The organism is Haloprofundus sp. MHR1, from assembly GCF_005155585.1.
GTDB classification, from domain to species: Archaea; Halobacteriota; Halobacteria; order Halobacteriales; family Haloferacaceae; genus Haloprofundus; species Haloprofundus halophilus.
Genome location: NZ_CP039833.1, coordinates 60,926 through 77,222, shown reverse-complemented (window position 1 = coordinate 77,222; position 16,297 = coordinate 60,926). Strand labels below are relative to the sequence as shown.

Here is a 16,297-nt window from a genome sequence, read left to right as displayed (position 1 = left end):
TGGCCGCTACGATAGTGACAACTCTACGTGCTCTTCCAAGTCCGAGTCTCGGAGTTGTTGGAGTTGGGCGTCGCTCAAGTCGTCAAGTGCAAAGCGCTCATCGTCGAGTAGACCGTCTACGATTCCCTCCAGCGGAGTGTCCTTGTACGGTCCGAAGAGATCAGCTTTCGCTTCTTCGTAGAACCGTCGCATGTCGGAACCATACTCACGGGAACGGTCTTTGAGCGTCTCGATAGCTGCGTCGTCGTTGCGGTAGACCTGCTCTTTCCAATTCCAGTCGTCAAGAAGACTAGCGATCGATTCCAGCTTAATTTCGCTAACTCGCTCGACACGCTGGTTCAACCGCTGCATCCCGTTCATCTTCTTCGACATCGAGATTCGGGCTTCCTGGATACGGTTGTCTACCTTACGCTCCTCTTCGTCGACCATCTGCTCTAACTCCTCAATCTCCTCTGAGAGTGAATCGAGGTCGCCGTCGTTCAGGTGTGCTTTCGCTTCTTCAACGGCTTCTTTTGCTCTCACGTCGATCTCGATGTCCGTATGAAGGAACTCCTCAGCAAGAACTCGCTGAAGGACCGTCTCTTCCATCGTCTGGGCGACATCATTCAACCGGTTTTCGAGTTCGCTGTGTTGATACTTCTCGTAAACCTCCTCAAGCCTCTGCTCGAATGATTTACTCGACATAGTGCGAACTCACCTCCTGAAACAGGCCGCCGATCGAGTCGCCGCTACTTCCTCCCTTGCCTGCAAAGGGGACCCCTCGGAAGCGCGTAACTACCTTGAGGTTCGAGAGCTTCTGACTTGCGAGTGCAGCTGTAATCCGATCGAACTTGTCTCCAGACGACAACTCATGGGCGAGTCGAGCGGTCTCCCCCGCAGCCACGACGTCCTCGTTCGAATGCCGGCAGACCTTTCCGAGCGCCTCACGGAACTCTGCGTCGACACCATCGTATGTTCGCAGGCTATCGTATATTTCGGCGACCCGGTCCATATCTGTCCCTTCTACGGTCGATGTAACGTAGTCCACCGTCTCATCGTCGTATCCTCGCTTCACAACCTCGTCGAGTACCTTCCGTACGTCGTACATCGTATCTGCGAAGTCCTTGACGTTGTGTCCGGTCTCGAACCGCACTCGTGCCTCAATGTTCTGAATGTAGCCGCGACCGAGCATCTGTAACACTTTGTATGGTGAGTTGCGGTCCAGTCGTCGGCGAACTTTCGGCACGTCAAGGGCACTTGCAGAAACACCGAAGACCTCTCCGACTAGCGACTCGACGTACGCTGCGTCATCCATCGCGTTCGAGAAGTGAGGATAGTCAGCTTTGTCGGCTACTCCTTTTAGCGCCTTTTTAAGGTCCGGATCGAGTGAGAGACTCTCATCGCTTTGGTACCGTTCGTTGAGTCGTTCGGCGGTTACTGGCTTCGTCGGGTTGTCGAGAAGAACGAGCGTCGCATACGAAGCGAGCAGGAAGTCAGAGAAATCCAGTTGTGCATGTTGCTTGTACAACACGTTTTCGTTGTCGAGCTGTGTTTCAAAGATACGCTGACGCCAGCGGTTTGCGTATCCGGTTAATTGCGTGCCGATGCGCTCACGCATCTTCTCGTAGTTGGCGCTTCGTGGCTTCTCAACTCGCCGAACACCAAATTCAACTAACTGTCGGAGGTCCGACCGCTGGAAATCCTCCCGGTCGAGGAGAATTTGATCCCACTGCGGTGCATCGTTCGAGTCCGGATACACGAATGGGGCTTTTTCGCTGCTGAGATTGTATCGCAGAGGCTGGCCCTCGTAGAGTCTGAAGTCGTCAGTAAGGTCCTTGAGGAGGTCTCTGAGCCCCCGCCGAATATACATATTCGTGTCTGGGTACTTTTGAGGTTTTTCGAGCCAAGAGTCGACCTCTTGTTTCGCCTTTTCTATCTTTATCTCAAGAGAGCTACGCCCCCTACTTATTATTTCGCTGCATTCGCCGCATTTAATCGTCCCATCAGATTCAGTGATAAACTTCGACACTGGTGCATGACAGTTTGGACATCCCTCTGGTGGAGGGTTAGTGCCACCAGTTTTGTTGACGCGTACCTCCTGAGAACCGACTTCAATCTCATCGGGGAGTCCGTCGACTGGCAGGCCAAAGGCATCGACAAATTTTCGGTCGATGACTACTACGGTATCCTCTTCGACGCCGTACCACTTCGCCAAGTCAGCGTACTCCTCAGCTTCGTCGTAGACAGCGTCTGCGACGGAAACGGTGTTCCGGAGCGGCTTGAGAACATCAGCGCTTGACGGTACTTCGATGATTCCGTCGTAGAAATCTCGAAGAACCTCGAACACGACCATGATCAGCTCGCGCGGCGACTGTTGATCTTCTTCGAGGCCCGTGTAGATTCGCCGGAGGAACGGTTCGTTGAACGGGAAGAGATCACGGAATGACTCGTCGCAGAATCCGCACTCGGCACAGATCGATCCTGCCGGTGCAGGTTTCAGGTCGAACGAGTCGTCGTCTCGGTCGTACCGGACACTCTCGTCGTGATTCTTTATATAGCCGAGATATGGCCGAACGAAATCGACCGCTGTCTGTTCGGTGAGGAAAGGTACACTGTTGGAGTTGGGGGTGTTCGTTTGGTAGAACTCGAAACGGTCACCCGCAGTCTGAGTATGGAGAACTTCCGTCGAGTCGTGCGTACCGGCAATGATGAAGTCCCAGTTGTCGCTCGTTTTGTCACGCTCCATGTAATTCCGGAGCTTCTTCGCTTCCATCGCAGCGATCGAGAAGTCCTCGAAGACGAGTACTGGACGTGTATCCTCGAATCGTTCACCGACTCGCTCCAGGACTTGATCTAGTGAGGCGGTGTCGTACCGGTCTCGAATCTCTCGCCAGAGCTCTGCATCGAAGGCACTCGCCGCCTCGCTGGATTGAATATCGCCTTCGAAGATCTGTAAGTAATCGTTCTGTTCGAACTCCTTCTCGCCGACGAACTGGACTTTCCGGTCGTACTCTCCCCGCTGGACGAGTTGGACGAGTTTGTCCGCGACGTAATCACGGATCTCGTTCTCTTGGTCTGCGGTCGTCTCGACTTCGTAGTCCAACCGACGGAGATTCAGGATCGCACCAGACGTTGCATTGTTAGCGACCGTCTGTGGGTTGTGTTCGATGTCTGATTTGAGGTTCTTGAACTCGCTCGCGCCCGGAAGTTCCTCACCGAAGTGTTCCTCGTAGAACTCGGGAATACGATCGGAGAGGATCGTCATTAGGTCGTCGTTCTTGTCGATGTGAAGAGTTGGCCGATCGTCCTCTGTTTCGAGCCGGTGCGAGAGATACGCGCAGAGTTCGGATTTACCCGTTCCAACTACACCTTCGATAACGACGACGAAGTTCCCCTCTCGTTCTTCGGAGAATTGCCTGTAGACGTGGTCTTCACTGACTGTTCGTTCAGTGCGTGGGTCAGACCCGTCGTAAACCTCCATCGGACGGTGTGTAAACGAAAAGAGGTCGTAGTCCTCAGACCGAACGGCAGCGACCTTGCTGAAGAGTCTTCGTAGCGTCTTTTCATCGACTGCATCGAAGTGAGGACAGCGTCCGTTCTCACTCTCTACCGGTGTTGCATAGCTGCTCATGAGAGTACCTCGATAGAGTTTGCCTGACTGTCGATTCCACGTCGAATCGGAACCTGTTGGAGATTAATCGCCCCAGCGTCCCCTGATTCGACGATTCTAATCCGGTCGTCTGCGACGAGGTTGAAGAGGACACGCGAAAGTGGGGCAGGAACGCCATCAGGGCCCATATCTACGAGAAGCAAATTGTCGTTGAGCCACTCTTCGTAGAACTGGATCGTAATTCTCTCACGGCCAGCGGCGTTCGAGGCGAGTCTGATTGACTCGTAAATCAACTCTTCATCTGGATACGTCGTATAGACACGACCACTGGCTTTGTAGATGAGACCCAGAAATCTCGCTAAGCGGGACCAGTTGATCATTTTAGGCTCATTCATGTCAATTGGGCCCTGTTGAGAGCGGGGTTCATACCCTCGCTCTCTCGCGAAGCGATTCATTCGGGAATATGTCGACTCGGCATTCGACTTGAACGTCTGAATGTTCTCTTCGAGTAAATATTGATAGTTCAGCAAGACGACTGACTGTTTCCCCCAGCTATCCGGCGTTGCACTCGACGCAAGCTGGTGAAGGGCGGCCAGACGAAAGTTCAAATCGTCATCTCCGGTCTCCCAGGGGTAGTCGATGGTGTAGTAGTCGGGCTCCTCGCGCCCGATCAGACCGATCTGTTGTAGGCCTCCGAACCCTTGCGAGAGGAGATTTTCTGGAAGGTCAGTATCCTCTTGGACTGACTCCTTCGTCGTGTTGCCGCGCTTGATCGATCGATAGACGGTCTGTAGTGGCGCTGGTGTCTGTACCGTGTTCAGTATGTAACCTTCAGTTTCGCTCATGGTAGATCGTTCGTTAACCAGTCGTGATATTTCGATTCGATGTCATTCGCTTCGGGAGTCAATTCTTTCGCCGCCTCTTTCGCTTTTCGATGTTTGGGGCTCCGCGCTGCATACGAAAGATCGAACGTTTCGACGTCGTCAGCGACAGCCCGATTCAGTTCTCGCGCAATCTGGATGCTCTCCTGACGGTCCCACTCGATGCGTCGTCTGAGCCACCCACCTAGCGCCTCGATTTTGTCGTCATTCTCGAGTGGCCCACTTCCCTGTGCATCTGCTGCCGCGAAGATTTCACAGAATGTCCCATACATTGGGAGATAAGGCGCATCCGGTAACACATCGAGGAGCTCCTCGACAGTCATGAGACGAGTTCCCTCTACGAGCTTGTAGAGAACCGCATTGTCCTGTGCGAAGAGGTTCTTCGTATCTCGAAGCGGGAGCTGCCAGCCGGCGTCGGCGTACGACTCTTCGATTGCCTCGTAGACACGCTCGTAGGACCCGACACGGTCGACGAATTGCTCTTGGTACAGCGGGCGAGTTCCGCCGACGGGTTGAAACGTGCGGTCGTCCGCGACGACGACTAGCGACCCCTCGCTGACGGTGTATCGATCCACGAGTTGTTTGATCGAATACTTCGTCTGATGCTCGTAGTAGCTCGTCGTGACTACGGCGAGGTCCTCGTCAGCTGTGAGGTCCATATTTCCGACGACGTGGTAGTCACATCCAGGGAACTCGTACTGCCTCCCTCCTTTCTCGTACTCCCACGTCTGCTTCAGTTGTCGCCACGACGTTGGATACGTGAAATCTCCGACGCCGAGGTGCTGAAGCGCCGGGAGCGAACGGAGCTTCCAGAAGTGGACACTACCCTCTGGGTCGTGGATGAAGGCGACTTCGTTCGCCTCGAGACGACGTTTGACCGCAGCGAGCTTCACGCGCTCGCCACCCCGATAATCGCAGCGAGTGTCCGGTGGTCGAGCAAGTCGTTCTCGAGGTAGTGAGCCGGCGTCCGCGAGAGGAGGAGACACTCGTCGCAGTAGGAAACACAGTCGCAGTCGGCGATTTCGTCCACCCGTGCACCGACCTGAGTGAGGCTCTCTTGGACGCGCCACGTGATGCCATTACCACCTTGCCGACTGTCGACCAGGGAGATTTCTACGGTGTCGCCAGTCGTCGTCGATTTGATCCGGAAGTCACTACGGTCACATTCGGCAACAATCGCGACAGCACGCTGAAGCGCTTGTTCCAAGCTGGTGAGCGCCTGTGGCCACGATTTCGAGTCGTGGGTCGCGTGGTTGTATCGTTCTTCGAGTGCTTCGCGATTGAATCGAAGGGTGAGCCCCTGGGTGTGGTACTGTTGCCCTACTGGGCGGTACTTCTGCGCCTCCGCCTCGTTGAGACGGTCACGCCACGAAAGACCACTCGACGACGAGGTCTCACTCTCGTCCTCTTCGATCAGCGCTTCAGACCGGATGACCGTGGTATCCGGACTGGTTGAGTGACCTCGTTCGAAGGCGTAGACGAAGTCGGTGATTTCGTACTGCCCGTATTCGACTTCACACGGAAGCCCGAAGAGTGTCGTCTCCTTCGTCTCCATCCCCCCGTCGATGGTTTCTATGTACGTCGACATCTGGCCGTGGGTCCGCCAACCACTCTGTGCCCCACGGGCGAGTTGGCACTCTACGTTAGCGATTCCGTGGACCTCGGTCGTCTTGAGCTCCGAATCACAGTGGGGACATTCTACTTCACTGGTATCGTAACTCTGGAAGCGACGGTCACACTCCTCGTTGTCACAGATAGCGACCTCGGCGAGCGCCGTCGGGGTCCCGCGGACGTCGCCTACGAGGTAGTCAGTCCCGTGGAGAGTAACTAACGCTCCGAGGTCGTTCTCCTCACCGGGATACATGTCGTAGAGTCGTCCGCTGCTCTCGAACGAGATTTCGTCACTGTACCCGCTGAACTTGACTGGGAAGGACTGACCGAACGACCGATAGTTGGCGAGGTAGCCGAGCCTGTCGAGCCACTGATCTAATCGGCTCGCATTCTGCGTGAGGTCACGATTCGCCGTCGCACCGCTCGACATGGTTCGCAGTCGACCGAACGTCTGTTCGCTACGAGTCGACAGAGAGAGTGGTCCCCCGTCCAAGAAGATTCGATCGAACACTTCGACGCCGCGGTCACCGAACACTTCGCCGACGTGCTCGCGAAGGACATCTGCTCTCTCTTCCGTGATGAACTCCGTGAGAATTCCGAGCCGCTCCTGGACAGCAGATACAAACTTGGTGAGGTTCTCACGTTCGGGCTCCGGAATGCTGTACATCCGCATGAAGACGTTCGTCTCGTGGGGGTTCCGCGCGAGGTAGGCGAACACTTCGGTCGCAACGTGACCGGCGAGTAGTTCGTCGAAATCGTACGGATGGGGAACACGGACCGGCTCGAAGCCACCGAGGTAGCTGTCGAGGTTGGCGTAGTAGTGGCCGTCGACAGGGTGTTGACCACGAACGACGGTCATGACGAGCGAGGAACTACCCCGTGTCCGTCCCGTACGCCCCGACCGCTGTACGTAGTTCGTCAGCGTCGGCGGGACTCCGACTTGAGCGACTGTGTCGAGGCTCCCGATGTCCACACCGAGTTCCATCGTCGGTGTCGAACTCACGATGTTTACGTCGGGGTCTTCCTTCCGGAAACTCTCCTCAATCGCCCCCCGGACGGTGTGCGGGATGTTCCCTTTGTGGATTCCGACCGTTACGAACTCTGGAGACTGTCCGTTCTGAATCGGTCGCGTTACGTCGTGTGCCCAGTGGTCGAGGGCGTACTCCCACTCTGAGTCGATATCAGCGTAGCCCGGCGTTGCGGTGAGCGTGCCGTCACTCGTCTCGGAGAACCGGCGGTACACATCAATCGAATCACCGCAATGCTGACAGTGGTCAACTGCCTCCCCATCTTGGGTCACCGGATGTGACGAATAGCACTCCTCGCAGAACGCGACTTCCGGGAGAAGAACGAGTTCAGATCGATCCTTCGTGATGATCCTAGTGAAGATACCGCTGTCAGCCGGCTCGTCGAGTACTCCCATCTGGTTGACTTGCTCTCGTGCTGACTCGAGGTACGCCCGAAGCTCTTCGAGCTTGGAATCGTCTGCGTTCGACGAGTCTACAGATTGTTTGACGTCGTCGAAGGGCATGATCGAGACGATACCCGCTTCGAGCATGTCCGCGAGCACGTCATCGACAAGATCGTCGATTCGCCCACGTTCGATTGTGAGTCGGTCGTCTAATCGATCGAGAATCTTCGACCGCGTTAGACCGTTGAACGAGACTCTGTTGTACGTGAACGACGCGTTGTTCAGCACGAACAGTTTGTACAGTTCGTGGGCGATGGTCATCTCGACGGGGTCTGACCGATCGGCGACGACGTCTCCAGTGACGAGTGCGCTATCGAGGAGCGCATCGCAGTTCGAGAGACCGGCGTGATTCCTGATCGTCTTCTGGAGCGGTTGCAGGAAGTTGTACGCCTCAGAGTCTTCGTCGATCTGGTTCTGGACGAGCGGGTCCCAGTACTCCGACTGAAGTCGCGATGCGACCGTCACGTACAGGTCGTAGTTATCGGCCCTCCCACCCTCCTTGATGAGTTCTTCGAGGTAGAGTGTCTGCGCCATGAGGCCGTACTCCGTCTCGATAATCGTGTCACCGACGCTCTCCGCTGCGCTGTGAGAGTCGGAGAAGACGAGGGTCTTCTTCGACGGAGTCACGTGGCAGACTTCGGTCAGCATGTACGAGAGAAGCGAAGATGTCGGCACACCCACGTCGTTGAGCTTTGGACGTCCACCACATCCGGGACAGTGCTCGGACCGTGACGCCGACTCGATTGGTACGAATACCTCTTCCTCCTCGGTTTCGAGTTCCACGTACGGCTCGTGACAGGTTCGACAGAATTGGACCTCGGGTAGCGCGTCCCCACACTCCGAACACCGCTCGTCTCGCGTGAGCCTCTCGCATCTACGACACCAGAAGACCCTGTGCGGTGGCTTGAGGAACACATGGTACTTCTCGGTCACGATACCGGCGAGTCGACCGAACGCCATAATGGTCTCGACGGTACCCTTCGGTACGTCTGCGCCTCGTTCTGCGGCGTTCTCGAGCAACGCATCGTACGCTTTGAACCCGACAACACCAGTCGTACCTGTGTCGAACCACTCGGTGAACGCAGCCACTTCGGGAACGGAGTCGATGACGAAGTCGTACCACCCGCTCGTGAATCCGCTCTCTTCGATCACGGCCTCTACGATTCGGCTTCGTCCCGACTTCGACCGAAGAACGTCATCATTATCTGTGAATTCGTCCTGTTGTTGTAGCTCCGCGACAGTTCTCACGATGGGCTTGACAACCCACTCAGGTGCATCCGAAGAGACCGTAAGTTGGTCGCGGTCAACGAGGCCGACTTCAGCGAGTGTCGCAATTCCGTTCGTAACGTCCAATTCCTCAACGAGGGCCTCAGCGTTCTCGACATCGAGCGCAGCGACTGCGAGCGCGTGGGTGAGGTCACTCAAATCGCATGGTGCGAAGCGGTCGAACGAAGGCTCACCGTTGATCCGAAAACCTCGTGGGGTGAACTCGACGGCGTTGATATCCTCGGGCTCAGTCTCCACGCCAGCTAATGATGCAGCGAGCGATCGCGGGTTATCGACTGTCGCGGAAACCATCGTCACCTGCGGGTCGTTGTCGGCGTAAAACGCTTTCAACCGCTGGGACAAGAGCGAGACTGCTGCCCCCTGTATCCCACTCCAGACGTGTGCTTCGTCGTAGACGATATGTTTGAGGGGTTGATCACCGGGCTGATCACCGAGCAGACCTCTCGTCTCGTCGTTGTTCGAGACGAACATGTAATCGAGCGCTTCCGGAACGGTCAGGAGGATATCTACCCCCTGTCGGATGGCCTCGCGGGTGACTCGAATCCACGAGTACTGGTTGTCGTCCGTTCCGACACTCGTGTTACTGAGGACACGAAGCTTTTCACTCTCATCTCGGGGATCTACGAGGCCTCTGATGTACGATCCCTCTTCGACTTCGTAACTCCGTGTTCCAACTCGTTGTGGAGTGTCGGAGTCCCAGATGCCGATCGTTATCCGGTCGTCAGGGTCGCGTGTTCGATTAATGTGATCGAGGTAGGTGATGAACCGGTTCAGCTGGTCGACACCCAGCGTCTTCATCGGATACAGGATAATCGACTTCAGCCCTTCCTCGTCTGTCGAGAGGCAATAGTTGAGAATCGGTAGGAAGAACGCCTCCGTCTTACCAGCTGCCGTAGGCACTGCGAGGATGTTGTCACGGTTCGTCGTCTCGATCTGCCGAATCATCTCGGCTTGGTGTTGATACAGCGATCCGGATCCGTTACCACCGAACAGTTCGGCGATAATCGTCTCTGTAATCGTTTCGTCGTAGCCGAGTTCGTCGAGGAACGCGGCGGCTGTCTGTTCGTGGAACTTTGGAGCATCGACGAACTCGACGAACGGACCCTTTCGTTCGATGAGCTCTTCGGAGACGAACGACTGTGCGTTCGAGATTCCGTCGATGCCTGAGAGTTTCGTCATACGGCGATTCCACCACGTAATTTCGGCAGCCCTACCGACCGCCGCGTCGAGAGTGTCTTGTGGAGATTGCATTCTATTGTTGTTGTTGCTACCTTTTGAGTGAGCTATTAAATCTGTTTCACGAGCGATTCGTCTGGAGCTTCAATCTTCAACTCGGGTGTACTCTTCCACAATTATCTTTCCTGATCTGTCTATAGCTGTCCACACTAACACGCCCAATAGTCTCAATTGATAGAATAGAGAGTACGTGAGGTCTACTGCTCGACTTTTCTTTCTGCTAGAATTCAAGTCAGAAGGTGACAGAACACCTCCGTTGTTTAGGTGATGTGAAGGTGCCTAGATTCGCCAGTGGTTTCGTTATCGGTACTATCTTTCCTCGACCGAAACAAACGCTGCTTGTCGAAGCATTGAACAGGAAGTCACTACTTGCAAGGAGTAAGCAGCCTGATGAAGTATTTCGACCGCAATTCAAATCCCTCGCGGATGGACGAGGATATTCGACCGCTCCTGCGGGGCCTCTTAGAGAACACGCAGATCTTCGGACCGGACGATGAAAACCCTCGGTACGTCACAGACGCGCTAAAGTACACCCGGAAGCCACAGAAGCGGCGAGACGTAGAAGAGAACAAGTATAGGGGAGAGGACCCGTTCATCGACGAAATTGTCGAGATATTTGGATTCGATCCACTCGACTTTCAGGCAGACAGCTGGCGGTTAGTTCGCGACCTCGACGCGACACGACAAAGAGAGAATCGCTCCCAAGGTGCGATCTTCTCTGCACCGACTGGTTTTGGAAAGACGGAGGCGTTTCTCGGACCGTTGTACCAACTACTCCGTGACGGTAGCCAGGAGATGGCAGTCCTCGTCTATCCGAGCCGTGCCCTCCTCCAAGACCAGCTCGGTCGAATACTCAAACACCTTCATCAGATCAAAACGACCAGTAACGACCAACTCTCTGTCGGAATCTGGACCGGGGACACGCCGTACGATCGATCGGATGTCGAAAACCAATCTGCGCTCTTCGAACGGTCGAATGGAAGAAGCAAATTCCGTTTGGCTAACTGTTGGTGCGGAGACGACGATGAGAATCACTCGTTCATCTTCACTGGTGGGGACGATGGATACGAACTCGTCTGTGAGAACGACCCCTCCCACTCCTTTACCAGCCGTGAACTGATTCTCAACCGGACCGATATGCGTCACGGCGGACAGCCGAATCTTCTACTAACTACGTTAGAGTCACTAGAACTCTTCGGGCTGAAGCCCAACTACGATATCATAGATTACGCAGATACGATCGTCTTCGACGAGATCCACCTCTACACTGGGCTCAGAGGTGCGCACACTGCGAACATCGTGAAAAACATCGAGTCGGTTACCGACGACGCCCTTCTCTGGCTTGGCTCGAGCGCCACCGTAGACGATGCGAAACGCTTCACAGGGAAGATCTTCCCGGTCCCGACGAGCCGAATCGAATCCGTCTCCCCCGCTGAGTCCGATTTCGACACAGACCACAACGACGAGGAACACTACTACTTCCTGAAATCTACGGCAGACGGTCCAGGAGTGTCATCGATGTTCATCCAACAGATCATGCTACTCGGTCATGGTCTGCTGCAACAGAACGACGCACCTCAAGGGAAGATTCTCTCGTTCATAGACAGCATCAGTCAGGTAAATCAGAAGAGAAGTCAACTGGAGGACGCCGATCAGAACAGACAGCTCTGGGAGTACCACGTCGGGTCAGGAGAAGCAGACGATTGGGAACGTGTGGCAGAGGAGATGGGCTACGATTTCCTCAACGAGAACCTCGATTTCGCTTCCGTCTACTCTGACGTAGGGTTCGATGCGTCCGTTACCGAGAGCGACGTTCTCCTCTCGACGAACTTCCTCGAAGTGGGTATCGACGTCGGGGACATTACGATCGTGACTCAGTACCGAACGCCGTGGAATCTCTCCTCGTTCGTCCAACGTGCCGGGCGCGCAGCACGCAAAGAGGGGACCGATTCTCACATCTTCGTCTTTCTCTCAGACCTCACAGCCGACTCCAATATGTTCTACCGCGCTGACCGATTCCTCGGATCTGAAATTAGAACGCCGCTCAAAACAGATAACGAGGTTGTAGAGTGGATTCACGACCAGTTCGAGACGTTCTATGCCGTCATGAGCGGCATACTTGACGAAGGGTACATTTCGACGCAAAAGGACAAAGACGCTTTCTACAAAGCGTTCCTCGTAGACGAACTCGGGTGGGGAGATTACTATACGTTACTCACCAACCCTTCGAAAATTCTCTCTCGCGAGTTCGACATCTATGAGTCATTTGATGCATTCACAGGACAGCGACCGGTCATGAACCTCCTCGCCACCTTAGAGGGGGAACGAGAGCGATTGAATCAACGGACGAACATCGCCGGTACCGACGGGAACAGAGGTACCGAGGTGGTTGTCTCCCTCACCGAGGCAGTTCGCGAGAACATCCTTCGATTTATCCAGGAACGGGTAGAGATGATTGAGACGTGTCGGTCTCACCCGAGTAAGATACTGGAGGAGAGTGAACTGTCGGCCCTCGAAGAGAAGCTGGAGTCGTTGAGAGCAGCAGCTACCGACGATGCAGGGGAAACCGACGCTCTTGCCGACCAGTTCCAAGCTCTGCTACCGAACCTCTTCCATATCACCGGCGACGTCATGCTCGTGACTAATCAGGCCCAGAGCCAGGGCGTCGACGTCGGAGGATTCCAGTTCCAAGCGCAGGATATCCAAGAGCAGGTCACGGAGCTGAGAGAGCTAACTGATGACGACGAGATCGGGAAGCTCGAACGTCAACAGAAACAGGTCTACTACCTGATGCAGGCGCTCGAGGAGGTGCACAAGTATCACAAAATCGAGACGAACTACCTCAGTCTCTACTTCATCAAACACCTCCTTCGGGGTGGCTACTACTACGATCGGTTCCTTCGTGCGAGCGGAAAAGCGTTGAGCGACGAGGTGTGGTACATCCCGGACAACTACTTCGACGACGCGGGTAAGTACTTCACCGTCTTCAGCGACGAGAATCGGATTGGAGGGTCAGAAGAACCGATTGACAAACTCGTCCACTCGTACACACCGCTTCGTAGTGAGTATCAACAGGACGCAGGTCACCTCCAGGCCTTCGTACCAAAGACTGTCATTGAGGACGGTACAGTCCGCTTCGACTTTAGCGACATCGACGGTGAAGAACGCCCTGATCTGCTGATACCAGAGTCGATTATCCTCACTGATATTACGGACTTGAGTGGCACTCAAGCGCTCAACATTGTTCGCTACTGTCCGCAGTGCCTCCAGATTATCGACGACAGTAGCTGTCTGCGTCACAATGATTCGAAGCTGGGCAAGATCCATGCCAGTCCAAACGTCGAAACAACGTTAACCGAACGAAGTGAGGAGCAGACGAGAGGAGGTGTGACGCTCGCGGACATCTCTGGGAAGGTACGACTGACCGGTACATCTCTCGAGATTACGCCTGCAACGTACAATCGAAGCTCGAATGAATACATCTTCACCGGTGGTGACCGAATCAAGCGAGAAATAGAAGCACCTCAGCAGACGCTCGGGTTCACCCTCGACACACGTGGTCTCCTATTCGATATCAGTACGTTCCTTGACGCTGCGGCAGACGGCGAGATACAGGAACGAGTACGCCAATACAAGAGTTTCGACGAGACTTCGCCGACCTACGTAGCCGCACACACGGCTGCTCATTTCTACACGCAGTTCGTCGCCGACCTCGCAGGAATCAGTCCGAACAGCCTCTTCTACGGTGTCGACCTCGACAACGAAGAGGTGTACGTATTCGAACGCTCGCAGGGAGGACAAGGAATCGCTGACATGGTCTTCGACGACCTCCGTGAGGACCCCGCAACTGTTCTCGAGTCGATTACTCGGATCTCGTACAACCCGCAGGTGCTCAACGAACGTCTGTGGGCCGACTCGGAGTTCGTCGAAAAATTACCTCCTGTATCACCTGATCGAGAGACAATCGAAACACTCGTACGAGAGTCCGATGTCGTTCCGATATTCGACCACATCGTTGACCTCGTCGTCGAAGAAGTACGGTCCTCGATCGACCGGGCAGGCCAGCTCGCAAAAGAGGAAACGACGTCCCGCCGCACAGCATATCACATAAAACACGTGGTTGCACGCGAGCGCGTCGCTGGAAACGACGAGTTCCCCCGTGTAGCAGTCTCAGAACTCGATCCGGACTTCGACGGGTACGAACGTGCGGAACGACTGTTCTTCTCGCCGGACATCGACGGCTGTGTCGATAATCTCCATCTCTCCGAATGTATTTCCCCTCACGACCAATCAGATGCACTCAGTTACGTCTTCCTCGAACTCCTTCGAGAGCAGATTATCGAACGAGTTCCTAGCGACGAAGTCGTCACGCGCATCTTCGACATCGAGGCACTCCCGGGAGGTGATTACGATGGTACGAGCGTTTTCGTTACCCTCTAGCGGGCTCCGGTATCTGCTTGGATACTCACTCGTCCACGCCGACCGCGTGGCGATCTGCTCACCGTGGCTGAGCGATGTCGAACTTCGCCTCCCACTCGGAACAGACGTTCAGAACAGACGAATGCCCCTCTCGGAGGCATTCCGTCGATTCGAGACCGAGCTAAATGTCTACGTGAGACAGGGAGAATCTCACAACGAGTTCATTCTTTCACGGATGGGTCAGTCCGCAACGGTCACTGAAGTCGACGACCTGCACGCGAAAGCAATCGTCACAGACGGATACGTCTATATCGGATCCGCAAACATCACTCGTGGTGGCCTTCTGATGAACCGAGAGCTCTGTGAAATCGTCGAGAATCAGTACGAGGACGTAGCGACGTATCTGAAGTCGGAGCTGGGTCTCGCAGTTGTAAAAGAGTAATCGCCAATTCTCAGTCGCTGTGTCTGACGAACAGACGGACTTTGGCTACCTCGAATATCGAAACAGACTTGGAAGCATCCACGATACAACGAGAAAGTCTTGGTTTTATTTTCAACAGCAAGAGACCGGTCTATCGAACATGAACGAAGTGTATTAGAATAATCGGCGCTGTTACTGACTGTAGCCTTCGATACGTATTTGATCCTTTCTAGGCTATTGGCTACCGACCCTCCGCAACTCGAGTTAGCCCTCGTGGGTAATACTTGGTGTTATAGTCGAAAAATTCATTCACAACGGTTCTTGGAACCGAAGTGGGTGTGAACTCTTCAATCGTGTAAATGAGATTTGAAGAGTCTTACCACGCACTATAGAGTTGTTCCGTAACTGAAGTCTTTAGCCCAATTCTGATACGACGGACAATCAGGATAGACTCAAATAATCGCACACCGAGCTGGCATCTAAATGCAAGAGAGTCCGATTATACCCGATTTCAATCTCAACCACCCGAAAAACTACTTCGGCTATACAATTGCAGTTGCGAGTGCCGCATCAGAACTAGATATTGAGGCGGCTACTCTCCTCAATATGGAAAACGAGAACGAGAAGAAGATCAACGGTGACGTAGAGGGATCTCGAGATGGGGCTCGGAATCTGGGCTTGATAACGACTACCGCTGATGTCGACATGATTACTGGCTTAGGTCAGCGTGTAGTTACTGTTGGAACGACTGAGCACGGGAGCAAACAGGCTGCACTCGAAGCTTTTCGCTCTCTCTATAGGCGACGAACGAAATTCCTCGATAGGTTCCCAGAGTGGAGATCAATTACACAAGAAGTGATGAGAAACCAGCCAGGGGTTGCACGACTTGTCACGCTCATGCAGGAGATTCAAATAGTGCGAGGCGATTCTGCCCTCCCTCTACCACTTCTCGTCCAAGAAATCTACCACCGTGACCCTGAATTCGCACGGAGTTGTTTCATCACGTCTGAGAGGAGAGAACAGATTGATTCCTTCGATTGGAAGCCAGCTGGGAGTGATTCGACACCTAATGAACTGTGGAATCCCAAGCTCTATCGACCCTCGATTGTACACCAATTTAAGTCGATGCTTTGGCATTCTGGCATCCTCACGACCAAGGGAAAGACTCGATCTAGTCTCGAGTTTTCGGAGAACTTAGAGCAGTTTACCTGGGCACTAACACCATCATTCTTGGAGGAGGCTACCCAACAAGCCCAGAAGAATCCTAAGCTGGGAGAAAGGCGGGACTGCGATGAATAGACACGAGATGCGCAACCGCCCGCACGGGTTGAGACGACTACCAGCCGAATTATCCGGAACACAGAGTTGGTGAAATCTTTGAA

At 54.4% G+C, this 16,297-nt stretch carries 8 protein-coding genes; 3 read left to right on the top strand and 5 right to left on the bottom strand.

Annotation, left to right across the window (positions count from 1 at the left end; all coding sequences use genetic code 11):
• Positions 1-6: 6 nt before the first annotated feature.
• From FCF25_RS00295 to FCF25_RS00275, 5 genes are read right to left on the bottom strand one after another with little or no spacing between them, the layout of a single operon-like run.
• A complete protein-coding gene (locus tag FCF25_RS00295) occupies positions 7-684 on the bottom strand; it encodes a hypothetical protein (RefSeq protein WP_137046914.1) in 678 nt (225 codons plus the stop codon).
• Complete coding sequence (locus FCF25_RS00290) at positions 674-3,610, bottom strand: hypothetical protein (protein ID WP_254425871.1); 2,937 nt, start codon at positions 3,608-3,610, stop codon at positions 674-676. The genes FCF25_RS00295 and FCF25_RS00290 overlap by 11 nt, the downstream gene beginning before the upstream one ends.
• Positions 3,607-4,434 (bottom strand): hypothetical protein, encoded by an 828-nt coding sequence (locus FCF25_RS00285; protein ID WP_137046913.1) that lies wholly within the window; start codon positions 4,432-4,434, stop codon positions 3,607-3,609. The genes FCF25_RS00290 and FCF25_RS00285 overlap by 4 nt, the downstream gene beginning before the upstream one ends.
• Entirely contained in the window at positions 4,431-5,363 is a 933-nt protein-coding gene (locus tag FCF25_RS00280) for a hypothetical protein (RefSeq protein ID WP_137046912.1), read from the bottom strand. Before FCF25_RS00280 ends, FCF25_RS00285 begins: the two co-directional genes overlap by 4 nt.
• Entirely contained in the window at positions 5,360-10,018 is a 4,659-nt protein-coding gene (locus FCF25_RS00275) for a DEAD/DEAH box helicase (protein ID WP_137046911.1), read from the bottom strand. Before FCF25_RS00275 ends, FCF25_RS00280 begins: the two co-directional genes overlap by 4 nt.
• 447 nt (positions 10,019-10,465) lie before the next feature.
• On the opposite strand from FCF25_RS00275, the gene FCF25_RS00270 reads away from it, so the two are divergent.
• The 3 genes from FCF25_RS00270 to FCF25_RS00260 all read left to right on the top strand — a co-directional run bounded on the left by FCF25_RS00270 (position 10,466) and on the right by FCF25_RS00260 (position 16,214).
• The gene (locus tag FCF25_RS00270; protein WP_137046910.1) at positions 10,466-14,515 is read left to right on the top strand and encodes a DEAD/DEAH box helicase; all 4,050 of its coding nucleotides are present in this window, start codon (positions 10,466-10,468) and stop codon (positions 14,513-14,515) included.
• Positions 14,487-14,936 (top strand): phospholipase D-like domain-containing protein, encoded by a 450-nt coding sequence (locus tag FCF25_RS00265; RefSeq protein WP_254425870.1) that lies wholly within the window; start codon positions 14,487-14,489, stop codon positions 14,934-14,936. The genes FCF25_RS00270 and FCF25_RS00265 overlap by 29 nt, the downstream gene beginning before the upstream one ends.
• Before the next feature lie 462 nt (positions 14,937-15,398).
• The gene (locus FCF25_RS00260) at positions 15,399-16,214 is read left to right on the top strand and encodes a hypothetical protein (protein ID WP_137046909.1); all 816 of its coding nucleotides are present in this window, start codon (positions 15,399-15,401) and stop codon (positions 16,212-16,214) included.
• Positions 16,215-16,297: the final 83 nt, after the last annotated feature.

Bases quoted from the DNA above. Each gene is read 5' to 3' on its own strand.
- FCF25_RS00295 (WP_137046914.1), bottom strand. From the start codon at position 684: ATGTCGAGTAAATCATTCGAGCAGAGGCTTGAGGAGGTTTACGAGAAG.
- FCF25_RS00290 (WP_254425871.1), bottom strand. From the start codon at position 3,610: ATGAGCAGCTATGCAACACCGGTAGAGAGTGAGAACGGACGCTGTCCT.
- FCF25_RS00285 (WP_137046913.1), bottom strand. From the start codon at position 4,434: ATGAGCGAAACTGAAGGTTACATACTGAACACGGTACAGACACCAGCG.
- FCF25_RS00275 (WP_137046911.1), bottom strand. From the start codon at position 10,018: ATGACGAAACTCTCAGGCATCGACGGAATCTCGAACGCACAGTCGTTC.
- FCF25_RS00270 (WP_137046910.1), top strand. From the start codon at position 10,466: ATGAAGTATTTCGACCGCAATTCAAATCCCTCGCGGATGGACGAGGAT.
- FCF25_RS00265 (WP_254425870.1), top strand. From the start codon at position 14,487: ATGGTACGAGCGTTTTCGTTACCCTCTAGCGGGCTCCGGTATCTGCTT.
- FCF25_RS00260 (WP_137046909.1), top strand. From the start codon at position 15,399: ATGCAAGAGAGTCCGATTATACCCGATTTCAATCTCAACCACCCGAAA.